Origin of the sequence: Candidatus Pantoea communis (assembly GCF_011752685.1) — a bacterium.
Lineage (GTDB): Bacteria > Pseudomonadota > Gammaproteobacteria > Enterobacterales > Enterobacteriaceae > Pantoea > Pantoea communis.
The window spans coordinates 25597-47730 of sequence record NZ_VWXC01000003.1 but is presented as its reverse complement, the minus strand read 5'-3'; the positions used below and the strand labels follow the sequence as shown (position 1 = coordinate 47730).

Annotated in this window: 20 protein-coding genes and 1 pseudogene; 7 read left to right on the top strand and 14 right to left on the bottom strand. The window is 56.0% G+C overall.

Going from position 1 to position 22134, the window contains the following annotated elements; genetic code table 11:
• Window positions 1-3 precede the first annotated feature (3 nt).
• The 11 genes from F3J37_RS06170 to F3J37_RS06120 all read right to left on the bottom strand — a co-directional run bounded on the left by F3J37_RS06170 (window position 4) and on the right by F3J37_RS06120 (window position 11524).
• Window positions 4-1665, bottom strand: a complete 1662-nt coding sequence (locus F3J37_RS06170) for an OmpA family protein (RefSeq protein WP_205298881.1) — start codon at window positions 1663-1665, stop codon at window positions 4-6.
• Window positions 1665-2315, bottom strand: a complete 651-nt coding sequence (tssL, locus tag F3J37_RS06165; RefSeq protein ID WP_166932427.1) for a type VI secretion system protein TssL, short form — start codon at window positions 2313-2315, stop codon at window positions 1665-1667. Before tssL ends, F3J37_RS06170 begins: the two co-directional genes overlap by 1 nt.
• Window positions 2312-3649 carry a type VI secretion system baseplate subunit TssK gene (gene tssK / locus F3J37_RS06160; protein ID WP_166932425.1) on the bottom strand — a complete coding sequence of 446 codons (1338 nt, stop codon included), beginning with the start codon at window positions 3647-3649 and terminating at the stop codon, window positions 2312-2314. The genes tssL and tssK overlap by 4 nt, the downstream gene beginning before the upstream one ends.
• Window positions 3650-3663: 14 nt before the next feature.
• Window positions 3664-5211: a type VI secretion system contractile sheath large subunit gene (gene tssC, locus F3J37_RS06155; protein WP_166932423.1), complete on the bottom strand. Its 1548-nt coding sequence runs from the start codon at window positions 5209-5211 to the stop codon at window positions 3664-3666.
• Window positions 5212-5240: 29 nt separating this feature from the next.
• On the bottom strand, window positions 5241-5738 hold the full coding sequence (gene tssB / locus F3J37_RS06150) for a type VI secretion system contractile sheath small subunit (protein WP_166932421.1): 498 nt from the start codon (window positions 5736-5738) through the stop codon (window positions 5241-5243).
• Between the two features lie 363 nt (window positions 5739-6101).
• On the bottom strand, window positions 6102-6878 hold the full coding sequence (locus F3J37_RS06145) for an ABC transporter ATP-binding protein (RefSeq protein ID WP_160834542.1): 777 nt from the start codon (window positions 6876-6878) through the stop codon (window positions 6102-6104).
• Window positions 6875-7561 (bottom strand): ABC transporter permease, encoded by a 687-nt coding sequence (locus F3J37_RS06140; RefSeq protein WP_045816765.1) that lies wholly within the window; start codon window positions 7559-7561, stop codon window positions 6875-6877. Before F3J37_RS06140 ends, F3J37_RS06145 begins: the two co-directional genes overlap by 4 nt.
• 9 nt (window positions 7562-7570) lie before the next feature.
• Window positions 7571-8290: an ABC transporter permease gene (locus F3J37_RS06135; RefSeq protein WP_045816766.1), complete on the bottom strand. Its 720-nt coding sequence runs from the start codon at window positions 8288-8290 to the stop codon at window positions 7571-7573.
• A 12-nt stretch (window positions 8291-8302) separates the two neighbouring features.
• On the bottom strand, window positions 8303-9151 hold the full coding sequence (locus F3J37_RS06130) for a transporter substrate-binding domain-containing protein (protein WP_230599012.1): 849 nt from the start codon (window positions 9149-9151) through the stop codon (window positions 8303-8305).
• A 21-nt stretch (window positions 9152-9172) separates the two neighbouring features.
• Window positions 9173-10360 (bottom strand): M20 metallopeptidase family protein, encoded by a 1188-nt coding sequence (locus F3J37_RS06125; RefSeq protein ID WP_166932419.1) that lies wholly within the window; start codon window positions 10358-10360, stop codon window positions 9173-9175.
• A 276-nt stretch (window positions 10361-10636) separates the two neighbouring features.
• The gene (locus F3J37_RS06120) at window positions 10637-11524 is read right to left on the bottom strand and encodes a LysR substrate-binding domain-containing protein (RefSeq protein WP_166932417.1); all 888 of its coding nucleotides are present in this window, start codon (window positions 11522-11524) and stop codon (window positions 10637-10639) included.
• A gap of 107 nt (window positions 11525-11631) precedes the next feature.
• Here F3J37_RS06120 and F3J37_RS06115 point away from each other — a divergent pair, with 107 nt between their 5' ends.
• On the top strand, window positions 11632-12336 hold the full coding sequence (locus F3J37_RS06115) for an SDR family oxidoreductase (protein WP_166932415.1): 705 nt from the start codon (window positions 11632-11634) through the stop codon (window positions 12334-12336).
• A gap of 194 nt (window positions 12337-12530) precedes the next feature.
• The gene (locus F3J37_RS28365) at window positions 12531-12662 is read left to right on the top strand and encodes a hypothetical protein (protein ID WP_255464748.1); all 132 of its coding nucleotides are present in this window, start codon (window positions 12531-12533) and stop codon (window positions 12660-12662) included.
• A gap of 1 nt (window position 12663) precedes the next feature.
• On the opposite strand, the gene F3J37_RS06110 is transcribed toward F3J37_RS28365, so the two are convergent.
• Window positions 12664-13596, bottom strand: coding sequence for an AraC family transcriptional regulator (locus F3J37_RS06110; RefSeq protein ID WP_166932413.1), 933 nt, complete (start codon window positions 13594-13596; stop codon window positions 12664-12666).
• 160 nt (window positions 13597-13756) lie between these two features.
• Here F3J37_RS06110 and F3J37_RS06105 point away from each other — a divergent pair, with 160 nt between their 5' ends.
• Entirely contained in the window at window positions 13757-14488 is a 732-nt protein-coding gene (locus F3J37_RS06105) for an SDR family oxidoreductase (RefSeq protein ID WP_166932411.1), read from the top strand.
• Window positions 14489-14509: 21 nt separating this feature from the next.
• Here F3J37_RS06105 and F3J37_RS06100 read toward each other — a convergent pair whose 3' ends face one another.
• On the bottom strand, window positions 14510-15292 hold the full coding sequence (locus F3J37_RS06100) for an AraC family transcriptional regulator (protein ID WP_230599014.1): 783 nt from the start codon (window positions 15290-15292) through the stop codon (window positions 14510-14512).
• A gap of 159 nt (window positions 15293-15451) precedes the next feature.
• Between F3J37_RS06100 and F3J37_RS06095 the strand changes: the two genes are divergently transcribed.
• The 4 genes from F3J37_RS06095 to F3J37_RS06080 are packed head-to-tail and all read left to right on the top strand — an operon-like array spanning window position 15452 to window position 22015.
• A complete protein-coding gene (locus tag F3J37_RS06095; RefSeq protein ID WP_166932410.1) occupies window positions 15452-17581 on the top strand; it encodes a TonB-dependent siderophore receptor in 2130 nt (709 codons plus the stop codon).
• Window positions 17575-18447, top strand: coding sequence for an ABC transporter substrate-binding protein (locus tag F3J37_RS06090; protein WP_166932408.1), 873 nt, complete (start codon window positions 17575-17577; stop codon window positions 18445-18447). The genes F3J37_RS06095 and F3J37_RS06090 overlap by 7 nt, the downstream gene beginning before the upstream one ends.
• Window positions 18444-20423 (top strand): Fe(3+)-hydroxamate ABC transporter permease FhuB, encoded by a 1980-nt coding sequence (gene fhuB, locus F3J37_RS06085; protein WP_166932406.1) that lies wholly within the window; start codon window positions 18444-18446, stop codon window positions 20421-20423. The genes F3J37_RS06090 and fhuB overlap by 4 nt, the downstream gene beginning before the upstream one ends.
• Window positions 20424-20431: 8 nt before the next feature.
• On the top strand, window positions 20432-22015 hold the full coding sequence (locus F3J37_RS06080) for a cyclic peptide export ABC transporter (RefSeq protein ID WP_369410654.1): 1584 nt from the start codon (window positions 20432-20434) through the stop codon (window positions 22013-22015).
• Here the strand turns inward: F3J37_RS06080 and F3J37_RS06075 are convergent.
• Window positions 22016-22117 (bottom strand): annotated as a pseudogene (locus F3J37_RS06075) (DJ-1/PfpI family protein); the annotation flags it as partial.
• Between the last annotated feature and the right edge of the window lie 17 nt (window positions 22118-22134).

Below are 22134 nucleotides of genomic sequence, written 5' to 3'. Positions count from 1 at the left end.
TTGTTACTCCTTTTCAGACTGAGAATGGCCATCATCCTGTGATGACCGGGTGTGTGCGTCCGGCACGCGGCAGGCGTCCGCCTGTGGCACCAGACTGATTTCGACCCGGCGGTTGAGCGCACGCCCCTCCGCCGACTCGTTTGTTGCAACCGGACGATCCTGACCGTAGCCCTGTACTGCGAAGCAGCTCTCGGGCACGTCGCCGGTGTCGCGCATCCAGTCGCGCACCGCTCCAGCGCGCTGTAGTGAAAGCGCCTGGTTGAGCCGGGGATTGCCGGTACTGTCGGTGTGACCGGCGACCACAATCAGCCAGCCGGGTCGGGCTTTGATGCCCACCAGTGCATTGATGAGCACTTTGTCGGACCCCGCCCTCAGCGCCGCTTTGCCCGATTCAAACAGCGACAGGCTGTCAAGCCGCACCGTCTGTGGGCCCTGCACTACCTGCTGAACCACGGGAGCAGGCGCAGGCGGGGGTGACCAGCGGTGGATGGCTGTGTTTACCGGCGCACTAAGCCGCATGCCCTGATAAAGTCCCATTCCGAACCGCAGTGGCTCACCGCTGCGCTGCCAGGCATCCAGCAGCGAGCGATCATGGATAAGCGCATCGCGTGCAAGCATTTTTGCCGCGATTGCGTCCTCCGGCAGGCTGCGCCACAGGGCAAGGTGATCGGCCACGCTGCGCACAAGGCGCTGGTTATGAATAAAGGAAGCAAGCATGGCCAGCGCCAGAAACAGGCCCAGCATCATCCCGACCCTACGCGCCGTGAGCAGCCAGCGGCTGATACCCTGTCGCTGCGGCATAACGGACAGCAGCACATCAGGCAATGGCAGTGAAGGCGGAGACGCATAGTTTTCAGGCGACAGCGTGGTCAGCCCGACGGCATGCTGCTGCCACAGGTTGCCCGGTAGCGACGGCACTGGCGTCAGGCAAACGCCGATCTGGCAGGGGCTCGCGGTGTGCGAAGCCGCGAATTGCCCCGCATACCATTGCATCAGGCTTTGCAGTCTGAGCGCGTGATGAAAATGCAGGGGATCCCGGGTGACCCACTCCGCCAGCGAAAGGCGAGCGTCATTTTCCGGATGAAACTGAAACTGCGAATGGTCTGGCGTATAGCTGAACCAGTGCGTGCGCTCATCCACTGACGAGCCCCATATCACGGCACACAATGGCGGCAACCCTTTAAGCACAACCCGGCACTCTGAAACGGCCCTCAGCCATCCACCCTGCTGCTGAACCAATACGTCAGCGGAGGTGTGCTGCCCGGGGATGATTGCCAGCATCACTGAAAGCTGAGGTAGCAGCGCCGGATACTGCTGTGCCAGCCGTTCCACCAGCGCGGGCAGTTCAGCAGGCTGGCGCACGTTCAGATACCACCCCAGCCGGGTCTCCCGGTGTTTCAGTTCACCAAACAACGGTGCCGTATCCCCGATAACCAGAATCACCGGCCCGCAATAAGTTTCCGGCGGCAGACTGGCATCAATGTCCTGTTGGTGATCAGTAGCATTACGCTGCAGACGCCACAGAAGAAAACCGGCCACCAGCAGCACCAGCACACAGAGTGCCACCGTATTCAGCGGGCTCAGTCCCCAGAAGCCCACCACCAGCAGGATTGCGAGCGCGGCTGCCAGCAGCAGCAGGCCCTGACGTGAATCGGGTCGGACCATTACTGTGCACCTGCCATGCGCGACACCATCTCTGCCAGCGTTGACTCCAGCACGAACCAGAGACCGCCAAGCAGCACGACGCCCATCGCCCAGCTCAGCCAGTAAAAGCGGCGTCCGCTGCGCAGACCTGCGGGGCGTACCACCAGCGGCGCATCTTCCGGCAGCGCAAAAGGCGGCACGCGGGCAGCCAGCGCACTCACCACGTCTTCACGACGTTCGTCATCCTGCGCACGGTAATGCCCGACGAACCCCAGCTGCAGGGTGCGGTAAAAGCAGGTCAGCACCGTAATGTCCGCTGCGGGTTCGTTCAGCACGGTGCGGATACGATCCCAGAGCGCTTCACCGCCGTTCAGTGAACCAAAGAAGCGCACCTGCAACGGATCACGGGTCCAGCGCAGCCAGCCATCGTCCTGACTCCCTCTGTTTAGCACTGCCTCATCCAGCAGCACGCAGAAGGCATAAAGCATGTGGTCACGGCTGGCCTCGCTGAACCCGGCCTCAGTCAGCGCCTCGCGGGCTGATTTCACCCAGCCCGCCGCGCGTCGGTATAGCGCGTCGCCGTTTTCAATTTGCTGTCCGCAGCGCAGCTGGCTGACCATCAGCCAGCCCTGAAAAAAAAGACGCTCTGTCAGTTTGTTGGGATTATTCATGAGCGCAGCACCGCGTAGAGTTCCAGTTTCAGCTCACCGAGCGATTCCGGCGTGTAGAAGGTACAGCCGCCGGAGGCCAGCATTGCCCGAGCCGCATCCGTTGAGAGATCCAGCGCGAAATACTGATTTTCCAGGCGTAACGGGATGGCCGCAGGAACATGTGGCAGCGGGCGGATGACCATACCGCTCAGCGCAATATTCACCACCTCAGAAACATCGTCCTGGCTGCCGGCTTTACACAACAGCGGGAAGCGTGCCTGAAGCTCGTGATTCGGCAGGGAAGAGCGAACGGACAGATAAAAGTCCGCACCTTCGCGCAGTCGTGCATCGTGGAGTTTTCCCCTCCACAGCACGCCCTGTTTTTCCAGGTCGATGGCGATAACGCGAGAAGGCAGGCTTGCCTCCAGCAGCGTATCCAGCAACGTGAAAAGCGGCGGGAAAACCTGCTCTGGCGCGTTGTGCTGATAGGCCGGGATATCGTCCGGCGCGTTCTCGAGGGAAAATGTCAGCAGACTGCCCGCAAGGCGCACCAGCTCACGATAAAGCAGTTCAGGATGCCGCGACGGTGACTGATACAACTCTGTCAGCACCGGCTCCGCGCTGTTCAGCGCATTGAGCAGCCAGAACAGAGAAACGTCGGACACGGCAAAATCCGCCATGCGTTCGTTACTCTCGCGGCGCAGTTGCATCAGACGTTGACGGCGTGCCTGCAGGCGATGAAGCAGATCACCCAGCGCCGCGACCAGCGCCGGGCTCGCAGCCAGTGACAACATGGGGGGAATAAACGTGGTGTCGCGCATCCACTGCCCCTGAGCGTTGCGCACCAGACGGGCAACCGGACAAGTCAGGTACGCCACGTTTTCCTGATGCGCCAGCCGCAGGCGCAGCGCATAACGCTGTACCGCAATCTCGGTACGCTCGTGACCGGCCAGCTCCTGCACGCGCTCCCGGGCGGCGACCCAGCGGCGCGGACGTTCGCTGTCCGCACCGTTTTCCAGATTACCGCCGTTGGCGTTGATCAGCGGCAGCGCCAGTACCACCTCTACGCTGTCCCGATCCATCACATCAGTCAGCTCACACACCGGTGGCAGTGTGTCAGCCAGATGGGTATCGACCAGTGAGCCATCCGCAAAGCGGACGGCAATGTGCGTTGCATTCAGTTTTGACAGCGCCAGCGCGCCCTCATCGAACTCCGCACACAGCACGCCCCAGGGGTGTGCCAGCGTCATGCCAGCGACAGTACCTGCCACATGCGCGTCCCACATAGCCTGCTGCTGGAACTGTTGCGGCGTCAGAAACGCGCCGTCTTCCCATAACGGACGGTAAATTTTCATTCCGGATAGCCGCCTTACGCTTTCGCTTTTGGCATCTGAGATACCAGCGACAGATTGACGTCCATGCCTTCCACCTGGAAATGCGGCACTGCGAAGAGTTTCACGCGGAAGAAGCCCGGGTTATCTTCGATATCTTCCACAATCACTTTGGCATCGCGCAGCGGATGTGAAGCCTGCAACTCATCACCCGGATCGGTCATTTCAGTCACCAATCCACGCACCCAGGTATTCAGCTCCAGTTCCAGCAAGCGGCGATCTTTGGTGGTGCCGATGTTTTCGCGCTGAATCAGCTTCAGATAATGCGCGATGCGTGATAGCAGGAAGATGTAAGGCAGGCGCGCATTGATGCGACTGTTGGCGGTAGCATCTGCGGTGTCATACAGCGCCGGTTTTTGCGCGGAGTTTGCGGAGAAGAAGCAGGCGTAATCACGGTTCTTGTAGTACGAAAGCGGGATAAAACCGAGGTTCGCAAATTCAAACTCGCGGGTTTCAGGGATCATCACTTCAGAAGGGATTTTCACCTGATTACCGGTGCCGAGGTCATAGAGGTGAATCGGCAGATCCTGCACCGCACCACCCGCCTGTGGGCCACGAATCTGCACGCACCAGCCGTTGTTGATAAAGCTTTTCACCATGTTGGCGGCGAAAGCGAAAGACGAATTGGTCCAGAGATACTTATCGTGATCTGGCCCTTTCACCTCTTCAACATAGTTAAAACTGCGCACCGGCACGGTATCTGGTCCGTACGGCAAACGGCCCAGCACACGCGGCATGGTCAGGCCGATATAGCGTGAATCATCGGTGTCGCGGAAGGATTTCCACTTGATGTATTCAGCACGATCAAAGTAATTGCCGATGTCCTTGATGGCAGCCACTTCTTCCATGGTTTCTTTGAGGAAGAATGCCGGCCCTGCAGAACCGATAAACGGCATATGGGCCGATGCAGCAACTTTCGAGATATTACGCAGCAGCGCCATATCCTGCGCAGAGGCATCGAATTCATAGGCAGAGATCACCGCGCCAATCGGTTCGCCGCCCGGCGTGTCGTACTCGGCAACGTAAGTCTGCAGGTACAGGCCGCTCTGGATAATTTCCGGTGCGTCTTCGAAGTCCTGACGCAGATCCTCTTTCGACACATCAAGCACTTCCAACTTCACGTTCTGACGGAAATCAGTTTTATCCACCAGTGATTTCAATCCACGCCACACCGATTCCACCTTCTGGAATTCGTCATGGTGCATCACCGCATCCAACTGGCGGCTGATCTGATAATCCAGCTCGGCAATGTGGTGATCCAGCAGGTTTTTATCCAGTTTTTCGACTTTCTCACCGCTGATTTTTAAGCGATTAAGAAACACCTGCATCGCCGCCGTGACGCGCTCGTCAGCAGTGGCGTCTGACATCGCCTGATTGTCTTGCCAGACATTCAGATCGCTCAGTGAGGTGACCGGATGGAGATTAATCTTATCGAACAGCGAGGCGTACACCCCTTCCGCTGCAGGGTTTTCAAGCACGGTGGTACCACCGGAAGACAGGGTTTCATTCTGAACTGACATCAGCATCGTCTCTCATTTAGTCCGTTAAAAGGGGTTCAGCCGTTATCGCTGGCAAGCGCAGAAAGTTCCGCACGCAGTTCGTCACTCAGTGCCGGGTCTTTCAGGATGATCTCCAGCTCTTTGCGAAAAGTGACGTTATCAAGCAGATTGGATTTGAGATCGCGCAGCAGATTACGCATCGCGAGCATCGCTTTGAGTTGCGGGATCTGACGAGCGACCTGTTCAGGTTCGAAGTCTTTGATGTTGCTGAAGGTCAGATTGATGGCCTGTTCACTGCCATCCGCTGACAAGGTATCCGGCACGGTGAGTCGGACTGATGGTGAGAAGTCAGCGAGTACGCTGTCGAAATTGTTTTTATTGACGTTGACCTTTTCGCGTTCGCTCAGCACGCGATCTTCCTGGCCATTACTGAAATCGCCGGTCACCAGCAGTTTGAGCGGCAGCTCCATTTTGCGTGCAGCGCCGCCGGTGTGAACGTCGAGTTTGATGTTAACGCGCGCTTTGGGTATTTCTTTTTGATAAGAATTGCTCATACAACCTCCTGTTAAATAAGCGCGGAAAGCACGCTTTAAGCACACTTTCCTTGTGTGATTCTGCGCGAATATATCTTAGGCTCAATGCGGATAGCAACAGGGCAAGATGATCTTTGTGATCTGATTTATATAGGAAATTTCTTGCTTTTTATTGTAAGTCGTTGAAGTTGAGCGTGGTTAAGGCCCAGGAAGGGTCTGAAAATTTATGGTGTATACACTATTTTATTAACTGAAATCGTTAAGATAAATCGCAAGAAATATCCTAAAAATTAATGTATTTCAGAGTGGGATTGTTAACCAACAAAATTACTTATTGGCGGGTTTGGCTATGAAAAAACCCGCCGAAGCGGGTTTGAAAGGAGGTTAACTATTACGCTGCAAGTGACTACTCACAAATGCGCGACACCGGTCTGAGAGCGGATCAGTAAACACCTGCTGTGGCGGCCCCGACTCTTCGATTTTGCCCTGATGCAGAAACACCGCTTTGTTGGAGACATCACGCGCGAAGCCCATTTCGTGGGTGACGATGATCATCGTGCGTCCCTCTTCAGCCAGGCTGCGGATCACCCGTAACACTTCGCCCACCAGTTCAGGGTCGAGAGCGGAGGTGGGCTCATCGAAAAGAAGCGCTTTGGGCTGCTGTGCCAACGCACGCGCTATCGCCACACGCTGCTGCTGCCCACCCGACAGCTGCGATGGCCACGCGTTGCGCTTTTCATACAGCCCGACTTTATGCAACAGAGCTTCGGCTTCTTCAATCACCTCTTTTTGACTGCGTTTCTGCACATGTACCGGCGCTTCAATAATGTTCTGCAGCACCGTTTTGTGCGGCCACAGATTGAAACTCTGGAAGACAAAACCCAATTGCATGCGCATCAGTTTGATACGACGCTGCTGCTCACGGCTGAGTTTCTCGTGGGGATTGTCAATGGTGACCACCTCATCCCCGACCGCGATTTCTCCGCCTTGCGGCACTTCAAGAAACGGAATACAGCGCAATAGCGTACTTTTTCCGGAACCACTGGCGCCAATCAGTGATATCACGTCGCCATCCTGCGCCGTCAGGCTGATGTCATGAAGCACCTCATGCCCGCTATAACTTTTTCTGAGATGACTCAGGGCGATAGTGGGTTTACTCATTGACGTGCTCCAACATGATAAGGTGACAAACGGCGCTCCAGCAGCGCCACCGCTTTACTGACCAGCACAGTCAGCAGCAGATAAATGATCGCCGCACTGATAAACACCTCCAGCGCGCGGAACGTCTCTGACACAATCGAGTCCGCGATACCGGTCATTTCCATCAGGCTGATGGTGCTGACCAGGGATGTGGATTTGATCATAGAGATAATTTCATTGCTGTAAGCAGGCAACGCCTGACGCACGGCGAGCGGCAAGGTGATGCGGCGCAGCGTCGTGAAGCGCGACATACCGCTGACTTTGGCTGCCTCAAGCGACTGCACGCTAACGGCATTAAGACCACCACGAAGAATCTCCGAGGTGTAAGCCGCATCGTTAAGCACCAGCGCAATCAACCCGCACCAGTAGGGATCGCGCAACAGCGGCCACAGCACGCTCTCGCGCACTGCCGGTAAACTCCCCAATCCGTAATAGATCATAAAAATCTGGATTAACAAGGGTGTGCCGCGGAACAGCCAAACGTAAAAGCGGGCAAAGACGCTACCATAGCGATTCTGGCGCAACAGGTTGAGCAATAACGCTAAAATCCCCCCACCCAGCAGTGACAAAACGGCCAGATTAAGGGTCAGTGGTAAACCGCGCAGCAACGCGGCCAGCGTATGCTGTAAAAAGGTGAAATCCATCGTGGCTCCTTACAACCGCGCGCGTTGTTGCCCGCGCATGGCCACTTTTTCCACATAGCGGAAAACAAAATCGGAACAGGTGGTGATGATCAGGTAGATCACCGCGCCAACGCTGTAAAAGAAAAACGGCATTTGCGTGGAATTGGATGCAGTGGAAATCTGGTTCATGGTTTCCACTAAGCCGGTGACGGAAACTAGTGCAGACTCTTTGATCACTGATTGCCATTGATTCCCCATGCCTGGCAGCGCGGTGCGAAGCGCCTGCGGCACGATCATACGGCGAAACAGCATCAGTCGTCCCATACCCGTCACCGTAGCCGCTTCCAGCGTGCCTTTCGGGATGGCGTAAAATGCGCCACGAAACACACCACTCTGGTAAGCGCCAGAGATCAATCCGATGGCGATAGCCCCGGCGACAAAACCGTTAACATCAAACGGCCCCTGCATGCCTAATGTTTCCCCGACGAAGGAGACCACCTGGCGTCCGCCAAAGTAAAACAAATAGATCACCAGCAGCTCAGGGACGCCGCGAAACAGCGTGATATAGCCATTAGCGAGGCGCTGTTGCCAGCGCGCACCACCAATTTGCATCCAACAGAGTAGGCTGCCGAGCACTGCGCCCAGCAGCCATGCACACAAAGAAACGGTGACGGTCACCGTGGCGGCGTCAAGCAAGACGCCGCCCCAGCCTTCGTCACCAAAACCTAACAATTGCCAGTCAATAGTCATAAGCGCTTAGCATTACTCCGCAGGCGCGACGTTCTCGCCGAACCATTTTTCTGATAGCTGTTTCAGCGTGCCATCTTTGATCATTGAAACTAAAGCCGTATCCAGCGCCGCTTTGAGCTCCGGGTTGTTCTTCTGAATGGCAATCGCTGAACCCTGCCCTAACACGCCGCCGGAGAAGCCGTAACCGGTGCTGTTCACAGTATCGGTGTGTTTTTTCACATAGGCATTCAGGTTGGTGCGTGACGCCATTACCGCATCAACGCGACCGTTAAGCAGGTCAGCAAAAGTTTCCGGGCCAGCCTGATAGGTGCGGATGGTGGCAACGTCAGCCAGATATTTGTTGAGGAAATCAGCCTGAATAGTCGCGACCTGCACGGCGATGGTTTTACCTTTGAATTTCGCTTTCAGCGCATCGATGGCTTTCGTCATGCCCGCCTCATCACCCGCCTGAACGACTTCACCGTTACCCGGCAAAGTATCTACCGCGCTACCTTTCAGGGTCACAAAACCAGACACGCTCACGGTGTACTGATGGGTGAAATCCACCACTTCTTCACGTTTAGGTGTCACGGTAACCGCATCAATGACAGCATCATATTTGCCATCGACCAGGCCCGGGATCATGCCAGACCATTTCTGCGCCACGATTTCATATTTGAAGCCTGCACGTTTCGCCAGTTCCGCCACCATATCGGGCTCATAGCCAACAATCTTGCCGCTCGGCGTAGACTGGTTGAACGGAGGATAAGCCGCTTCGGTTGCGAATTTCAGTGTGCCAAAATCTTTTGCCTGCACCAGTGCAGAAGTTGCCAGCAGCAACAGGCCAGCGGAAGCGGTAAACAGCCCTTTACGCATCATCATAAAACCTCTGAGTTCATTATTTTAGGAGAGTAAATCGACGGCTAAACGGGCTAATGCCTGAGTGCCTGCATGAATGCTGCGTTCGTCGGGTTGATAATCCGAATTATGCAGATGATCGTCGCGTCCCGGCGCACCGGATCCAATATGAATCTGGCAACCTGGCGCCCGCTCGGTAAACAGGGAGAAGTCCTCCGCGCCAAAACTGGCACTTGGTTTCGCCACAATCGGCTTACCAAACTGGTGCGACAAAATGGGTTCGAGCACATCGATCAGCGCATCATCATTCATTAACGGGGGCACGCCGCGCTGATAGTTGACATCAATGCGTGTATTCAGCGAAAGCGCCACGCCGGCACAGATACGCTTAAAAGCGTGCTCAATGTGCGCGCGTGACTCAGGTGATTTCGCCCGCACGGTGCCCTGAATCAGGCAGCTATCGGAAATGATGTTGTGCGTCGAGCCACCATGAATATGGCCAATGGTTAACACCGCAGAATGCGCCGGATCGAGTTCACGTGAAATGATGGTTTGCAGTTGGCTGATAAGGTTCGCCGCCGCAATAATCGGGTCGATTCCCATATGTGGGCGCGCAGCATGAGTGGATTTGCCGTGGACGACGACATCAAATTCGTCGCTGGAAGCCGTACTGGCACCGCGCGTCAGCGCAATTTCACCTGCCGCCAGCTCGGGCTTATTATGCAAAGTGATCGCCAGATCCACGCCCTCTGCCACGCCATCAGCAATCATCGCCTCGGCGCCACTCTCTGGCGTCTCTTCTGCTGGCTGGAAGATCAGCCGCGCCGTGCCTTTTAACTGGCTGCGATATTGCGCAACAATCGCCGCCACACCCAGCAGTGTCGCCGTGTGGATATCGTGGCCGCAGGCATGCATTTTACCGGGATAGGTGCTGCTAAACGGTAAACCGGTCTGTTCCTGAATCGGCAGCGCGTCCATATCGGCGCGGATCAGAATGGTTTTGCCGGGCTGTTCGCCCACAATATCCACCACCACGCCGGTTTTGCCGACGCCCGTTTGTGGTGACAGGCCAAGGCGCAACAGTTCTTGCTCGACGATATGCGCGGTACGAATTGTGTCAAATCCGAGTTCGGGGTGCGCGTGAATATCACGGCGGATGGCAATCAGGTGCGCTTCCATGCTTTCGCTTTTGGCGCTGATGTCCCTGGCTAAAACATCTTTAAGGTCGGTCATAATTGCATTGATCTTTTCAGGCTGACGCCTGGCCTTTATGGCATTTTTATGATGATTGACCTCGTATTTATTCACAGCCATAGCAGGATTGCAACGCGCATTGCTAATGGTTACTTGCTGAAATATCGTGATATTTTGCTAATCCACTGCGTTTGCAGGATAAAAGCCCGGGTTTGCATCTTCAGTCAGTTATAACATTCATAATCCACATGAGATCATCAGAATTACTGATTTTGTGATTGAACAAAAACGGAGCATTTTTTCGGCCACATACAGCTACTTTATTTGCTCAAGCAACCACGCACGCACGGCCTGTACGCTCGTGTGTTCACGTGGACGATGGGGAGAGACCAGATACCAGCCCGCGTCAACGTTCATTTGCTGAGGAAACGCGGGCACCAGACGACCGCGAGCAAGATCGTTTTCGACAAAATGCGGACTGGTGAGGGCAATGCCCTGCCCGCTGACCACCGCCTCTAAGGCCAGTGCAGTCTGGTTAAAACGCAAATGATGCTGATGATGTAGCGTACTTTTTGGGAAGACAAAAGCGAGAAAGGCAGGCCAAAGATGGTGCCCGTCATGCAGCAAAGCATAGCGCTCAAAGCTATCCCGATCCTGCGGATCGCCCAACCCAGCCAATAAATCCGGACTCACCACTGCCAATACGCTTTGACTGAACAGCAGCGTGGCATCCAGCCCTGCCCCAAACGGAGGACGTCCATAACGCACCGCCAGATCAACCCCTTCGTGATGAAACTGCACTAATCTTTCTGAGGCCAGTACACGAAGGTCAATATCCGGCCACGCGGTGGTAAAGGCCGGTAAGCGAGGCAGCATCCAGCGGCTGGCAAAAGTCGGCGTGACACTCAAGGTCAGATGATCCGGTTCGGGTCGCAAAGCACGTGTGGCCTCATCGATCAACTCAAACGCCTGACGGACACTCACCGCATAACCTGCACCCGCTGCGGTTAACGCCAAAGTCCGTGGCAGCCGTTCGAACAGCTTCAGCCCCAGGCTGCTCTCCAGCCCACGAATTTGCTGTGCCACCGCGCCCTGAGTGACGCCAAGCTCTTCAGCAGCGAGGCGAAAATTGAGATGACGCGTCACCGCTTCGAATACTTTCAACGCATTAAGCGGCGGTAGCGTGGGAAACCCCTGACCCATCCTGTAGTTTTCCTATCGTCAATTGCGAATCAGACTGACTCTCTGCAACCGAATTTAGCCCCTATACTGCAATAAATCGACTTCTAATCTTAAAAAGGATACGAATCATGACAGTAGAAAAAGTCGCAGTGATTGTGGCAGGCGGAAGCGGCATGGGTGCCGCAGCAGCAGAAAAACTGGCAGCGGATGGGTATAAGGTTGCGATCCTTTCCTCCTCTGGCAAAGGGGAAGCGCTGGCTGACCGTTTAGGCGGATTAGGTATCACCGGATCCAACCAGTCAGTGGATGACTTACAAAAACTGGTTGAGGCGACGATGGCGCGGTGGGGTCGCATTGATGTGCTGGTCAATAGCGCCGGACATGGGCCACGTGCGCCGATACTGGAACTGAGTGATGATGACTGGCAGCGCGGCATGGAGACTTATTTCCTGAACGTGGTGCGCGCAGCACGTCTGGTGACGCCTGTCATGCAGAAACAGGGCGGCGGCAGCATTATCAACATCTCATCCGCCTGGACGTTCGAACCCACAGACATGTTCCCAACTTCAGCGGTTTTCCGCGCCGGACTCGCCTCATTCACTAAAATTTTCGCTGACGCTTACGCAGCGGATAACATTCGCATCAACAACGTGTTACCGGGCTGGATCGACAGTCTGCCGAAAAGTGATGAGCGTCGTGATAGTGTGCCACTTAAACGCTATGGCACGGCAGAAGAAGTCGCCGCCACCATCGCGTTCCTCGCCTCACCCGGCGCGGCCTACATCACCGCTCAGAACATTCGTGTTGATGGAGGCGTCACCCACAGCGTGTAAAACCGTTGTCCCCAGCCGCGTGAAGTCCCAATCTTCGCGGCTGGAGGCCCCTGTCCCACTTTCCTCCCTCGCACAAACAAGACTGGTCTCGTCGATCATTGTGTAAGAAATAGTCAGAATGTTCCTATCCGCTGCCAGACATTTCTGAACGCAGCCACTCCATATCCGATTAAACATTCTGACCCGAGGTTTCTATGCAAACGATTTTTCGTGCACGCATCCATGCGCTTTTCAATCCTGAACGCCATCAGATCTGGCAATGGATGCTGACAGGCTGTGCCCTGTTTTGGATTGTGGCGGTGATTGCCGTGATGGGCATACGTTAAGTTAATGTGCCTGTAGTCGCCCGGTTAATTGCTCAGGCGGCAGCAGTTCAAATGCCCTTTTCATCACCCTCGCTTCTTCTGCCGGGCTGCGACCAAACAGACGTTTGAACTCGCGATTAAACTGGGAATCACTCTCATATCCCACTCGCGCCGCGGCACCGGCGGCGGTCAAATTATCGCGAATCATCATCAAACGAGCCTGATGCAAACGTAGCGATTTAAGGTATTGAATCGGAGACGTTTGCGTCACCGTTTTAAAATGCAGATGGAAACGCGGCACGCTCATCCCCGCTTCGTTCGCCAGGTGAGGTACATCCAATGGCTGCTGCCAGTCAGCATGAATACGCTGCAGTGCACGGGCAATGCGGCCAAAATGGCCCTGATAGGTCAGCGCCGCGCGCACCGCACCGCCTTGTTCGCCCATCAATATACGAAAGCAGATCTCCTCTACGCGCGCGGGTCCCAGCACTTTAGCCTCCAGTGGATCACTGAGCGCCTCCAGTAATCGCAACGTGCTTTCTGCCAGCACATCATTAATCGGCGTAGAGATAATCCCTGCTGGTGGTACCGTGACCGCCGTATCAGCTTCGGCAAGTTGTGCCACTAACCGCGCGATCATCGTAGCATCCAGACGGATTGCTATCCCCAGCAGTGGCTCTTCAGAAGTTGCCTCAGTTTCGGCGGAAAAGGGCAACGGCACTGACAGCACCAGATAATGCTGTGCGTCATAGCGATACATTTTATCGGCGAGAAAGGCGCGTTTCGATCCCTGGCAAATAATGATGATGCTGGGCTCATACAGCACCGGCGTGCGCGCCCACTGTTGGTCCGCACGCATAAAGCGCACGCTCTCCAGCAAGGATTCGGTATAGCCTTCCTGGCGGGCCAGCTGACGTAACAGGTGGCAGGTTTGCTGTTTTACCGTGTACGGCATAGATAGCGTTCCAGAGAGAGGTTCAGGCAAAGCATAGCCATTTCATTCAGTGATGCACAATGGCGGCGAGAGAATCAGGCAAACATTCGCCACAATCCGGTCTGTTGCGCCCGGCTGACTTTTTCAACAATAGCCTCGTCAATTACACGAGGAACTCGTCATGAACTTCAGCAAAAAAGTTATTCTGTTATCCGGTGCCAGCAGCGGGATTGGTGAAGGCATTGCCCGTCATCTGGCCCATCAGGGGCACAAACTGGTGCTGGGTGCGCGCCGTACCGATCGCCTGGCAAGCTTGTGCGATGAATTACACCGTGAAGGTGCCAGCGTGGATTATCTCGCAACAGATGTCACACAGCGCAGTGATACGCAAAAGCTGGCGGATTTCGCGCTGGAGAAATACGGACGCATTGATGTGATGATCAACAACGCTGGCGTTATGCCACTCTCGCCGATGAGTTCAATGAAAGTTGAGGAGTGGGATTTGATGCTGGACGTCAACGTTCGCGGCGTGTTGTACGGGATCGCTGCGGTGCTGCCCACCATGCAGGCACAGCGCATGGGGCATATTATTAATATCGCTTCTATAGGAGCGCTAACGGTTTCCCCCACCGCCGCCGTTTACTGCGCCACCAAATATGCGGTTCGCGCCATTTCCGATGGTTTGCGCCAGGAATCGCGTGAGCTGCGCGTCACGGTAATCAACCCCGGCGTGGTGGAATCTGAACTGGCAGACAGCATCAGCGATAGCGTGGCGCGCGAGGCGATGAAAAGCTATCGACAGATTGCACTCAAGCCCGAGGCTATCGCCAGGGCGGTAAGCTGGGCCATCGATCAGCCTGGCGAAGTCGACGTTAACGAAATCACCGTGCGCCCTACTGCCAGTGGGCATTGAGGGAAAATATCCCTGGCGATTTCAGGCTGAAATTCGCAGAAATCGCTGTGGTGTTTCACCCATCAAACGGCGGAACATCGAGATAAAGGCGCTGGGGCTTTGGTAGCCAAGTTGGTTGGCGGTGCGCAAAACCGTCTGCCCTTGCGCCAATTGCACCAGTGCCTCTGAGAGACGTAACTGCTGGCGCCATTGGGTAAAGGTGATACCGGTTTGCTCGCGGAACAGGCGGGCCAGCGTACGCGAACTGGCACCCACGCGCTGGCCCCACTCTTCCAGCGTATCGCCGCTGGCCGGGGTCGCCAGTAGCTGCTGGCAAATGTTGAGTAAACGGCGGTCGCTGGGCAACGGCAGATTACACACCGGACCATCCGAGGCACGGCGGATCTCATCCAGTAACAGCGGTGAAATCAGATCTACACGCGCGAGGTCGGGCTGCGGTTGCAACTCGATCTCCACCAGCGTTTGCATCAACACCTGTAATAGCGGCGAGATCAACATGCTACGCGCCTGCGGCCAAAACGCCCGCGCCAGTTTGGGATCGAGATACAAACTGGCACTGCGGATATCGCTCAGCGCGGTCAACGCGTGCGGTACACTGCCCGGCAGCCAAAGCGCACGACCGGGTGTCAATGTCCAGGAAGCGGTTTGCGTCTGCACGCGCATCACACCCTGCAAACAGAGCACCAGTTGCGCCACTTCATGCGCGTGCCAGCGCTCTTCACGACCAGCCTGATAATGCATTTCGCGCGTGGCGAGTAATGGCAGTGCTGGCGTCATTTCCGCCGCAAGTGGTTTCTGCAACACCCTTTCACCCAATCCCGTTAAATTGCCGATTGATGTCTGCTCTGCGTTATTTGCAATTGAGAAGGTGCAAACCCGCCAGCAGGACGCTATCAAATAAGATAGTAATGATTATCATTTGTATCACTATTTGGGGCCATTGGAACATATCGGGGAAAATAAATGCCGGGTCATTGCACCTTTAAGCGCAAGCCACTGAGCGTATTGCTGCTGATGCTAATCAGCAGCACATCAGGTTGGGCTGCTGATAATAATAACAATTCGAACGCCACACTCACCGTGACAGCCAACAGTGTCGATAGCGATAGCGCAGATGCCGACAGCTGGAATCAGGTGGCGAAGAAAGCAGATTCTGTCACAAAAAGCACGCGGCCGATTATCGAAACGCCACAAAGCATCTCGGTGATCACCCAGGCGCAAATGGCTTCGCAGGCGGCATTGAATGTGCCACAAGCACTGCGTTACAACGCGGGAATTGGTGCCGAAGGCGGCGGTGCAGATTATCGTTTTGACGACATCTATATCCGTGGTTTTGCCGCTGATGAATACCTGGATGGCCTGCGCCTGCCAACGGTGACTTACTGGTCACGTCCGAATTACGACACTTTCCTGCTGGATCGCGTTGAGGTGGTCAAAGGCCCGAGTTCAGTGACATTCGGCCAGGCGAGTCCCGGCGGCGTGATTAACCTGATGAGTAAGCGCCCGACCGCGGAGCCTATTCACCAGATTTTTGTCAGCACCGGCAGTCATAATCTGTTCGAAACCGGACTCGATCTCTCCGGCGCACTGGATAACGATGAACACTGGCTGGGCCGCATCACCGGGACCTGGTCGCGTAATGACACGCAAGTCGATTACACCAAATACAAGCATTACGATATCGCGCCCGCGTTGACCTGGCAGCCGAATGACGACACGCGCCTGACGTTACTCAGTCAGTTCCGCAAAGACCCTTACACCGGTTTCTACAACCAGCTGCCGCTGGAAGGAAGCCTGGTCAAGCTGGCGCAGGGCAATTTCTCTGACAAATTCTACGGCGGTCAGCCCGGCTTCGACTATTACCGTCGTGAGCAGGCCAGCATCGGCTATGACTTTATGCACAAGTTTGATGACGTCTGGAGCGTGCATCAAAACCTGCGCTATCTGCATACCAGCAGCGATTATCAGATGGTCTACCCCACCGCGACCATCACCGATGGGTCAGCCACGGTGAGTCGCGACAGTATGCGGGTGATCGAATCATTTAACGCCTTTGATGTGGACACCAACCTGCAAGGCAATCTCGATACCGGCGCCATCAATCACGCGCTGACGTTGGGTGTCGATTTTGTGCATGACGATTTGCGGCAGAACAGCGGTTACGGCAGCGCGTCAGATATCAGCTATCTCAATCCGGACTACAGCACGCCAGTAGAATCGCCATCGATCGATTATCACAGTCGATCTTTCATGACCCAGCAAGGTATCTATTTGCAGGACAGCATGAAGTGGAACAACTGGGTGCTAAATCTGGGTGGCCGTTATGACAAAGCGCAAACGCGAAGCCAGAACTGGGTCAGTGGCACGCGCACTGAGCTGAATGATTACGCCACCACCGGCCGCGCAGGTTTGCTGTATCACTTTGATAACGGCATTGCGCCTTATATCAGCTACGGTACGTCGTTCCAGCCGCAGGCGGGTACCTCCTTTGGCGGCGATCCGTTTAAACCGACCAAAGGCAAACAGTCGGAAGTCGGGATTAAGTATCAGCCAAACGGCTTTAATGCGCTGTTCAGTGCGGCCCTGTATGACCTGCGCCAAACCAACGTGTTGACCGCCGATCCGAATCACGCCAACTACACAGTACAGACCGGCGAAATCCGTTCACAGGGATTAGAACTGGAAGCGAAAGCCAATATCACATCTCGCTGGCTGGTGAATGCCTCTTATGCACTGACCAACCCGAAAGTGTTGTCAGCCAATGATGATACGCAAGGTAAGCAACCGGTATCGATTGCCCGCCAGACTGCTGCGCTCTGGACCGAATATGCTCTGCCGGGTGTATTGGATGGCCTGACGATTGGCGGCGGCGGTCGATACGTGGGCACCAGCTATGCCACCAGCGACAACAGCCTGAAAGTGCCGGCTGCGATGATCTACGACGCGATGATGCGCTATCGCTGGCAGGATTGGCAGCTTGGTCTGAATCTGCAAAACCTGACCGATAAACAGTACCTCAGCAACTGTAACGATCTTGGTTGTCACTTTGGCTTACGCCGTCAACTGATCGCCACGGTGAGTTATCAGTGGTAATCCGACGTCGAACACTGATTAAGGGCGCGCTGGCAGGCGCGGCCCTTTTTTCGTTTCCGCTGCAGGCAAAAACGACGCCGCGCTGGGTGATCCTCGATTGGGGGATCACCGAAATGGCTCTGCTGTTGGGCATCACGCCGGTTGGCGTTGCCGCCCCCGACTGGTATCGCCGCCTGTTTAGCCAGCCTCCGCTTCCCGAGCAGGTCGCCGATGTGGGTTTGTTATTTCAACCCAATTACGAAACCTTGTTTGAATTGCGGCCTGACGCGTTACTGGTCACGCCAGCACACCGTATGGCTGAAGCACAACTATCCCGCATTGCCCCGTTATCCTACTTTTCGACAAGTGGCCCCCGTCCGTGGCAACAGGCGCAGCAGAATCTGCATGCGCTGGCACAGCTGGCCGGTCTCCGCACACGCGCTGACCAAGTCATGGCAGGCTTACTGCAACGCCTCGAGAGTGCGCGACAGCAAGCCGTTCGCTTCAAAGACAAACCCATCTATTTACTGCATCCACTGGATACCCTGCATGTGCTGGCTTTGGGCGCGGGAAGTCTGTTTACTGACATGCTGGGTTTACTTGACCTGCACCACCACACGCCGTTTGCGGTGGGCGCTCAGGGCTATGCCACGCTGGAACTGGAACAACTCACGCAGTTGCCGCCCGGCTGGCTGGCGCTGCTGCCTTCCTGGCCGGAAATTGATCTCAACCCCGTATTGCAATCTCCGTTGTGGCATACCCTCACGCGATCGGATGGGCATCGGTTGCTGGAGTTACCGGATGGACTTTCAACGGAAGGAGGCGTGCTCACCGCCGTGCGTTTCGCCGAAGCGCTGGTCAAGGCGTTAAACGAGGCAAATCCATGAATCGCCATCCCGCCTCACTGACGCTTTTACTGTTTGCAGTTGCGCTGATGCTATGTCTTGAGCAGCTGGCGCACCAATTGCCGTGGCACGATGCCTGGCAAGCGCTGCACCACACCGCAATGCCCACGCTGGCACAACAGGTCTTCACGCTGATGTGGTTACCTCGTCAGGGCATGGCGATTTTATGTGGTCTGGCGTTGGGCTTTACCGGCGTGGTAATGCAGCAGGCGCTGCGCAATCCGTTAGCCGAACCAATGACGCTGGGCATTTCTTCCGGCGCAACCTTAGCGCTTTCCCTCACCACCTTGATGGCACCTGCATGGCTGCTGCTGGGGCGAGAATGGATTGCGCTCAGTGGAGCGATCGTCGCCTTTGCGCTGGTCTTTCTGCTTAGTGTACGTCAGGGGTTTACCCCGCTGGCGTTAACGCTCGCGGGTATGCTGGTGAACCTGTATTGCGGTGCCGCCAATCTGCTGTTGTCGATCATTTACGATCGTTCGCTGTCCGCCGTGTTTATCTGGGGTGGCGGCTCTCTCGCGCAAGAGAATGCACACGCATTGGGATGGCTATTGCCGCGCGTACTGATCGCTGCCATTCCCGTGCTGCTGATTTTGCGCCCTTTACGCCTGCTGGCGCTGGATGAGCGGGTTACCCACTCAATCGGTTTGCCTGCAGGATGGGTGCGAGGGATTGCGATAATGTCTGCGTTGCTGATGAGCAGCCTGGTGATCAGTGTGGTGGGCGTCATCGGTTTTATCGCGCTTGCTGCGCCACACCTGGCGGCACTGGCGGGCGCGAAAAGCCTGCGCCAGAAGCTTCTCTGGTCACCGCTGCTGGCCGCTGGTTTACTGTGGCTCACCGATCAGTGGGTCAATCGCCTCAATGGTATTGATGGCTTGCTGCTCCCCACCGGGATGATGACTGCGCTGGCAGGCGCACCGCTGTTACTGTGGTTTTTGCCGCGCCTGCGCCATCTTTTTCAGCCCGATGTGAACGAGCCTCAACCTGCTCCCTTCCCGGCGCAACGCTTTACACGCCTGCCGGTACTTGCTCTCTTTGTGGTGATGCTGATTGTCGCGCTGGCCTTTGCTCATGGGGTCAACGGCTGGCGCTGGAACTCCTTTGCTGAGATTCAGGTGATGTTGCCATTTCGTCTGCCACGCTTACTGGCCGCCATCGCCGCTGGTGTGCTGCTGGCAACTGCGGGCGTTATTTTGCAACGCATCAGCCGCAATCCGATGGCAAGCCCAGAGTTGCTCGGCATCGGTGCCGGTGCCTCATTGGGTATTACGGTGCAACTGTTACTTTGGCCGATGGCAGGCATGCCGGTGATGATTGCCAGTAGTGCGGCAGGTGCGCTGATCACACTGGCGATAACGTTGTGGCAGGCGCGCCACTATGCCCTCAATCCACAACGCATGTTGCTGAGCGGGCTGGCCATTACTGCACTGTTCCAGTCCGTTGCCGCCATTGTTATCAGCAACAACGGTATGGCCGCCGCGATGCTGCGCCAGTTGATGACCGGATCCACCTATTACGTCAGCACACCCATCGCCGTGATAGCTTTCACCCTGGCCCTGTTACTGCTGGCACTCACTCCCCTGCTGCGGCGAGCGATGCTGCTTTTGCCACTGCAGGGAATTCCCTCCTCGCTTGGGCTGAACGTGACTCAATCCCGGCTTTTGCTGATGCTGCTGGCTGCGGCGATGACCGGCGTTGCCACCTTAATTGTTGGGCCGCTGTCATTTATCGGCTTACTTGGCCCGCAACTGGCCCGCCAGCTGGGCGCGCGTAAACCCATGGAACAGATGCTGTTTGCCGCCGTGATCGCCGCCATTTTAATGATGCTGGCTGATTGGGCCGGCAGCAACCTGCTGTACCCACGGCAAATTCCTGCGGGCCTGATGGCAACCCTGATGGGCGGACCATGGCTGGCATTGCTGCTGTGGCGGCCGTTGGATAGTACAAACTCATAGGAGATGAGGTGTCGATTTATTTGATGTTACTGCGCACCACCGGTGTGCTGTTTTTCGTCGCACTGGCCTGCAGCGTGATCGGTGGCTTGAGCAACGCGGCGCTGCTGGCACTCATCAATCAGGGATTGAGCGCCACGGAGGCACAGCGCTGGCAACTGGCGTGGCAGTTCGCCCTGCTGGCGCTGCTGATGCTGGGCACGCGCACTCTGAGTCAGTCCCTGTTTATGGCAATGGGCCAGCGCTGCAAAGCCGAGTTGCGCCGCAAGCTGGTCCAGCAGGTAGCGGATGCCGGTTATGCCGATCTTGAACAGCACGGCATGCCGCGTGCCCTCAGCGTTTTGACGCAGGACCTCGACCAGGTGGTGGTGTTCTTTATTGCCTTGCCGGGTTTCGTGATGTCGCTGGCGGTGATCATCGGCTGCATGGGCTATCTCGGTTATCTGTCGCTGACCGTGATGATGATTGCGCTTATCACAGTGTTAATAGGCTCACTCGGCTACAGTGGAGTGCATCGGCGCGCCTTAAAACTGATGCGCCAGTCACGTCAGCGTGAAGAGACGCTCACTGGTGAAGTGAGCGCGCTGTTCAGCGGTGCGAAAGAACTGCGCTTACACGCCCCGCGCAAACAGGCGTTTCTGCATAACAAACTTTTCAATACCATCGAGCAGGTGCGCGTGGAACGTACGCGCGGTTACGTGCTGTATGCTCTGGCCAACATTTGGGCCAGCGTCTTCTTTTTTGCCTTTATCGGCGTGGTGATGTTTTTACTCGCCAACATGCTGGATCTGCACGGCGCGGTGATGTCTGGTTTCGCGATGGTGTTTCTTTATATGATCGTGCCGATTGAGACAGCGCTCGCCGCCCTGCCCGGCCTGACACTCACGCAGGTTGCACTCAAACGCATTCAAGCCATGCAGCAGCAGCTGCCACCTGAGCAAACAACCTTTGGTGCACCGCCGCTCAGTTTCCATCAGCTGGCACTGCGCGACATCACCTATCAGCATGAGGCATTTCAGCTCGGCCCACTCTCATTGCAGTTTCGTCCCGGTGAGTTGGTGTATCTGACGGGCGGCAACGGCAGCGGTAAAACCACGCTGGCACGACTGCTTACCGGCTTATATCAGGCGGATAGCGGCCAACTGCTGCTGGACGGTGAAGTGATCAATGAGAGCAACCGCGCCGGTTATCGTCAGCTGTTTTCTGCCGTGTTTAATGATTTTCATCTGTTTGAGGATTTGCAAGGCATCGACAGCACACGCTGGAATGACGAAGCGCACGCCCTGCTGGATGCCCTGCAATTAACCCGAAAAGTCATGCTGGTGGAGGGCACTTTCTCGACGCTGGCGCTCTCCACCGGACAGCGTAAGCGCCTGGCGCTGCTGGTGGCCTGGCTGGAAGACCGCCCGTTTTATCTGTTTGACGAATGGGCAGCCGATCAGGATCCGGCGTTTCGCGAGGTGTTTTACCACCAACTGCTCCCCGCGCTGAAAGCACGGGGGAAAACCGTTCTGGTGATCACCCATGACGATCGCTATTTCCACCTCGCCGATCGCTGTTTGAAGCTGGAGCTGGGCCAGTTAGTTAGCGCTTGAGCCGGGCATGCGAGCAAAGACTTCCCACGGGCCAGTGAGATCGAGTTGAGTGAGATGAGGGAACAGCAGCAGACCAATATTGAACGGCGAAGAGGCGGCCATGATAGGCTCCGATAAGG

Excerpts from the sequence above, each read along its gene's own strand:
- F3J37_RS06170 (WP_205298881.1), bottom strand. The coding sequence starts at position 1,665 with ATGGTCCGACCCGATTCACGTCAGGGCCTGCTGCTGCTGGCAGCCGCG.
- tssL (WP_166932427.1), bottom strand. The coding sequence starts at position 2,315 with ATGAATAATCCCAACAAACTGACAGAGCGTCTTTTTTTTCAGGGCTGG.
- tssK (WP_166932425.1), bottom strand. The coding sequence starts at position 3,649 with ATGAAAATTTACCGTCCGTTATGGGAAGACGGCGCGTTTCTGACGCCG.
- tssC (WP_166932423.1), bottom strand. The coding sequence starts at position 5,211 with ATGCTGATGTCAGTTCAGAATGAAACCCTGTCTTCCGGTGGTACCACC.
- tssB (WP_166932421.1), bottom strand. The coding sequence starts at position 5,738 with ATGAGCAATTCTTATCAAAAAGAAATACCCAAAGCGCGCGTTAACATC.
- F3J37_RS06145 (WP_160834542.1), bottom strand. The coding sequence starts at position 6,878 with ATGAGTAAACCCACTATCGCCCTGAGTCATCTCAGAAAAAGTTATAGC.
- F3J37_RS06140 (WP_045816765.1), bottom strand. The coding sequence starts at position 7,561 with ATGGATTTCACCTTTTTACAGCATACGCTGGCCGCGTTGCTGCGCGGT.
- F3J37_RS06135 (WP_045816766.1), bottom strand. The coding sequence starts at position 8,290 with ATGACTATTGACTGGCAATTGTTAGGTTTTGGTGACGAAGGCTGGGGC.
- F3J37_RS06130 (WP_230599012.1), bottom strand. The coding sequence starts at position 9,151 with ATGATGATGCGTAAAGGGCTGTTTACCGCTTCCGCTGGCCTGTTGCTG.
- F3J37_RS06125 (WP_166932419.1), bottom strand. The coding sequence starts at position 10,360 with ATGACCGACCTTAAAGATGTTTTAGCCAGGGACATCAGCGCCAAAAGC.
- F3J37_RS06120 (WP_166932417.1), bottom strand. The coding sequence starts at position 11,524 with ATGGGTCAGGGGTTTCCCACGCTACCGCCGCTTAATGCGTTGAAAGTA.
- F3J37_RS06115 (WP_166932415.1), top strand. The coding sequence starts at position 11,632 with ATGACAGTAGAAAAAGTCGCAGTGATTGTGGCAGGCGGAAGCGGCATG.
- F3J37_RS28365 (WP_255464748.1), top strand. The coding sequence starts at position 12,531 with ATGCAAACGATTTTTCGTGCACGCATCCATGCGCTTTTCAATCCTGAA.
- F3J37_RS06110 (WP_166932413.1), bottom strand. The coding sequence starts at position 13,596 with ATGCCGTACACGGTAAAACAGCAAACCTGCCACCTGTTACGTCAGCTG.
- F3J37_RS06105 (WP_166932411.1), top strand. The coding sequence starts at position 13,757 with ATGAACTTCAGCAAAAAAGTTATTCTGTTATCCGGTGCCAGCAGCGGG.
- F3J37_RS06095 (WP_166932410.1), top strand. The coding sequence starts at position 15,452 with ATGCCGGGTCATTGCACCTTTAAGCGCAAGCCACTGAGCGTATTGCTG.
- fhuB (WP_166932406.1), top strand. The coding sequence starts at position 18,444 with ATGAATCGCCATCCCGCCTCACTGACGCTTTTACTGTTTGCAGTTGCG.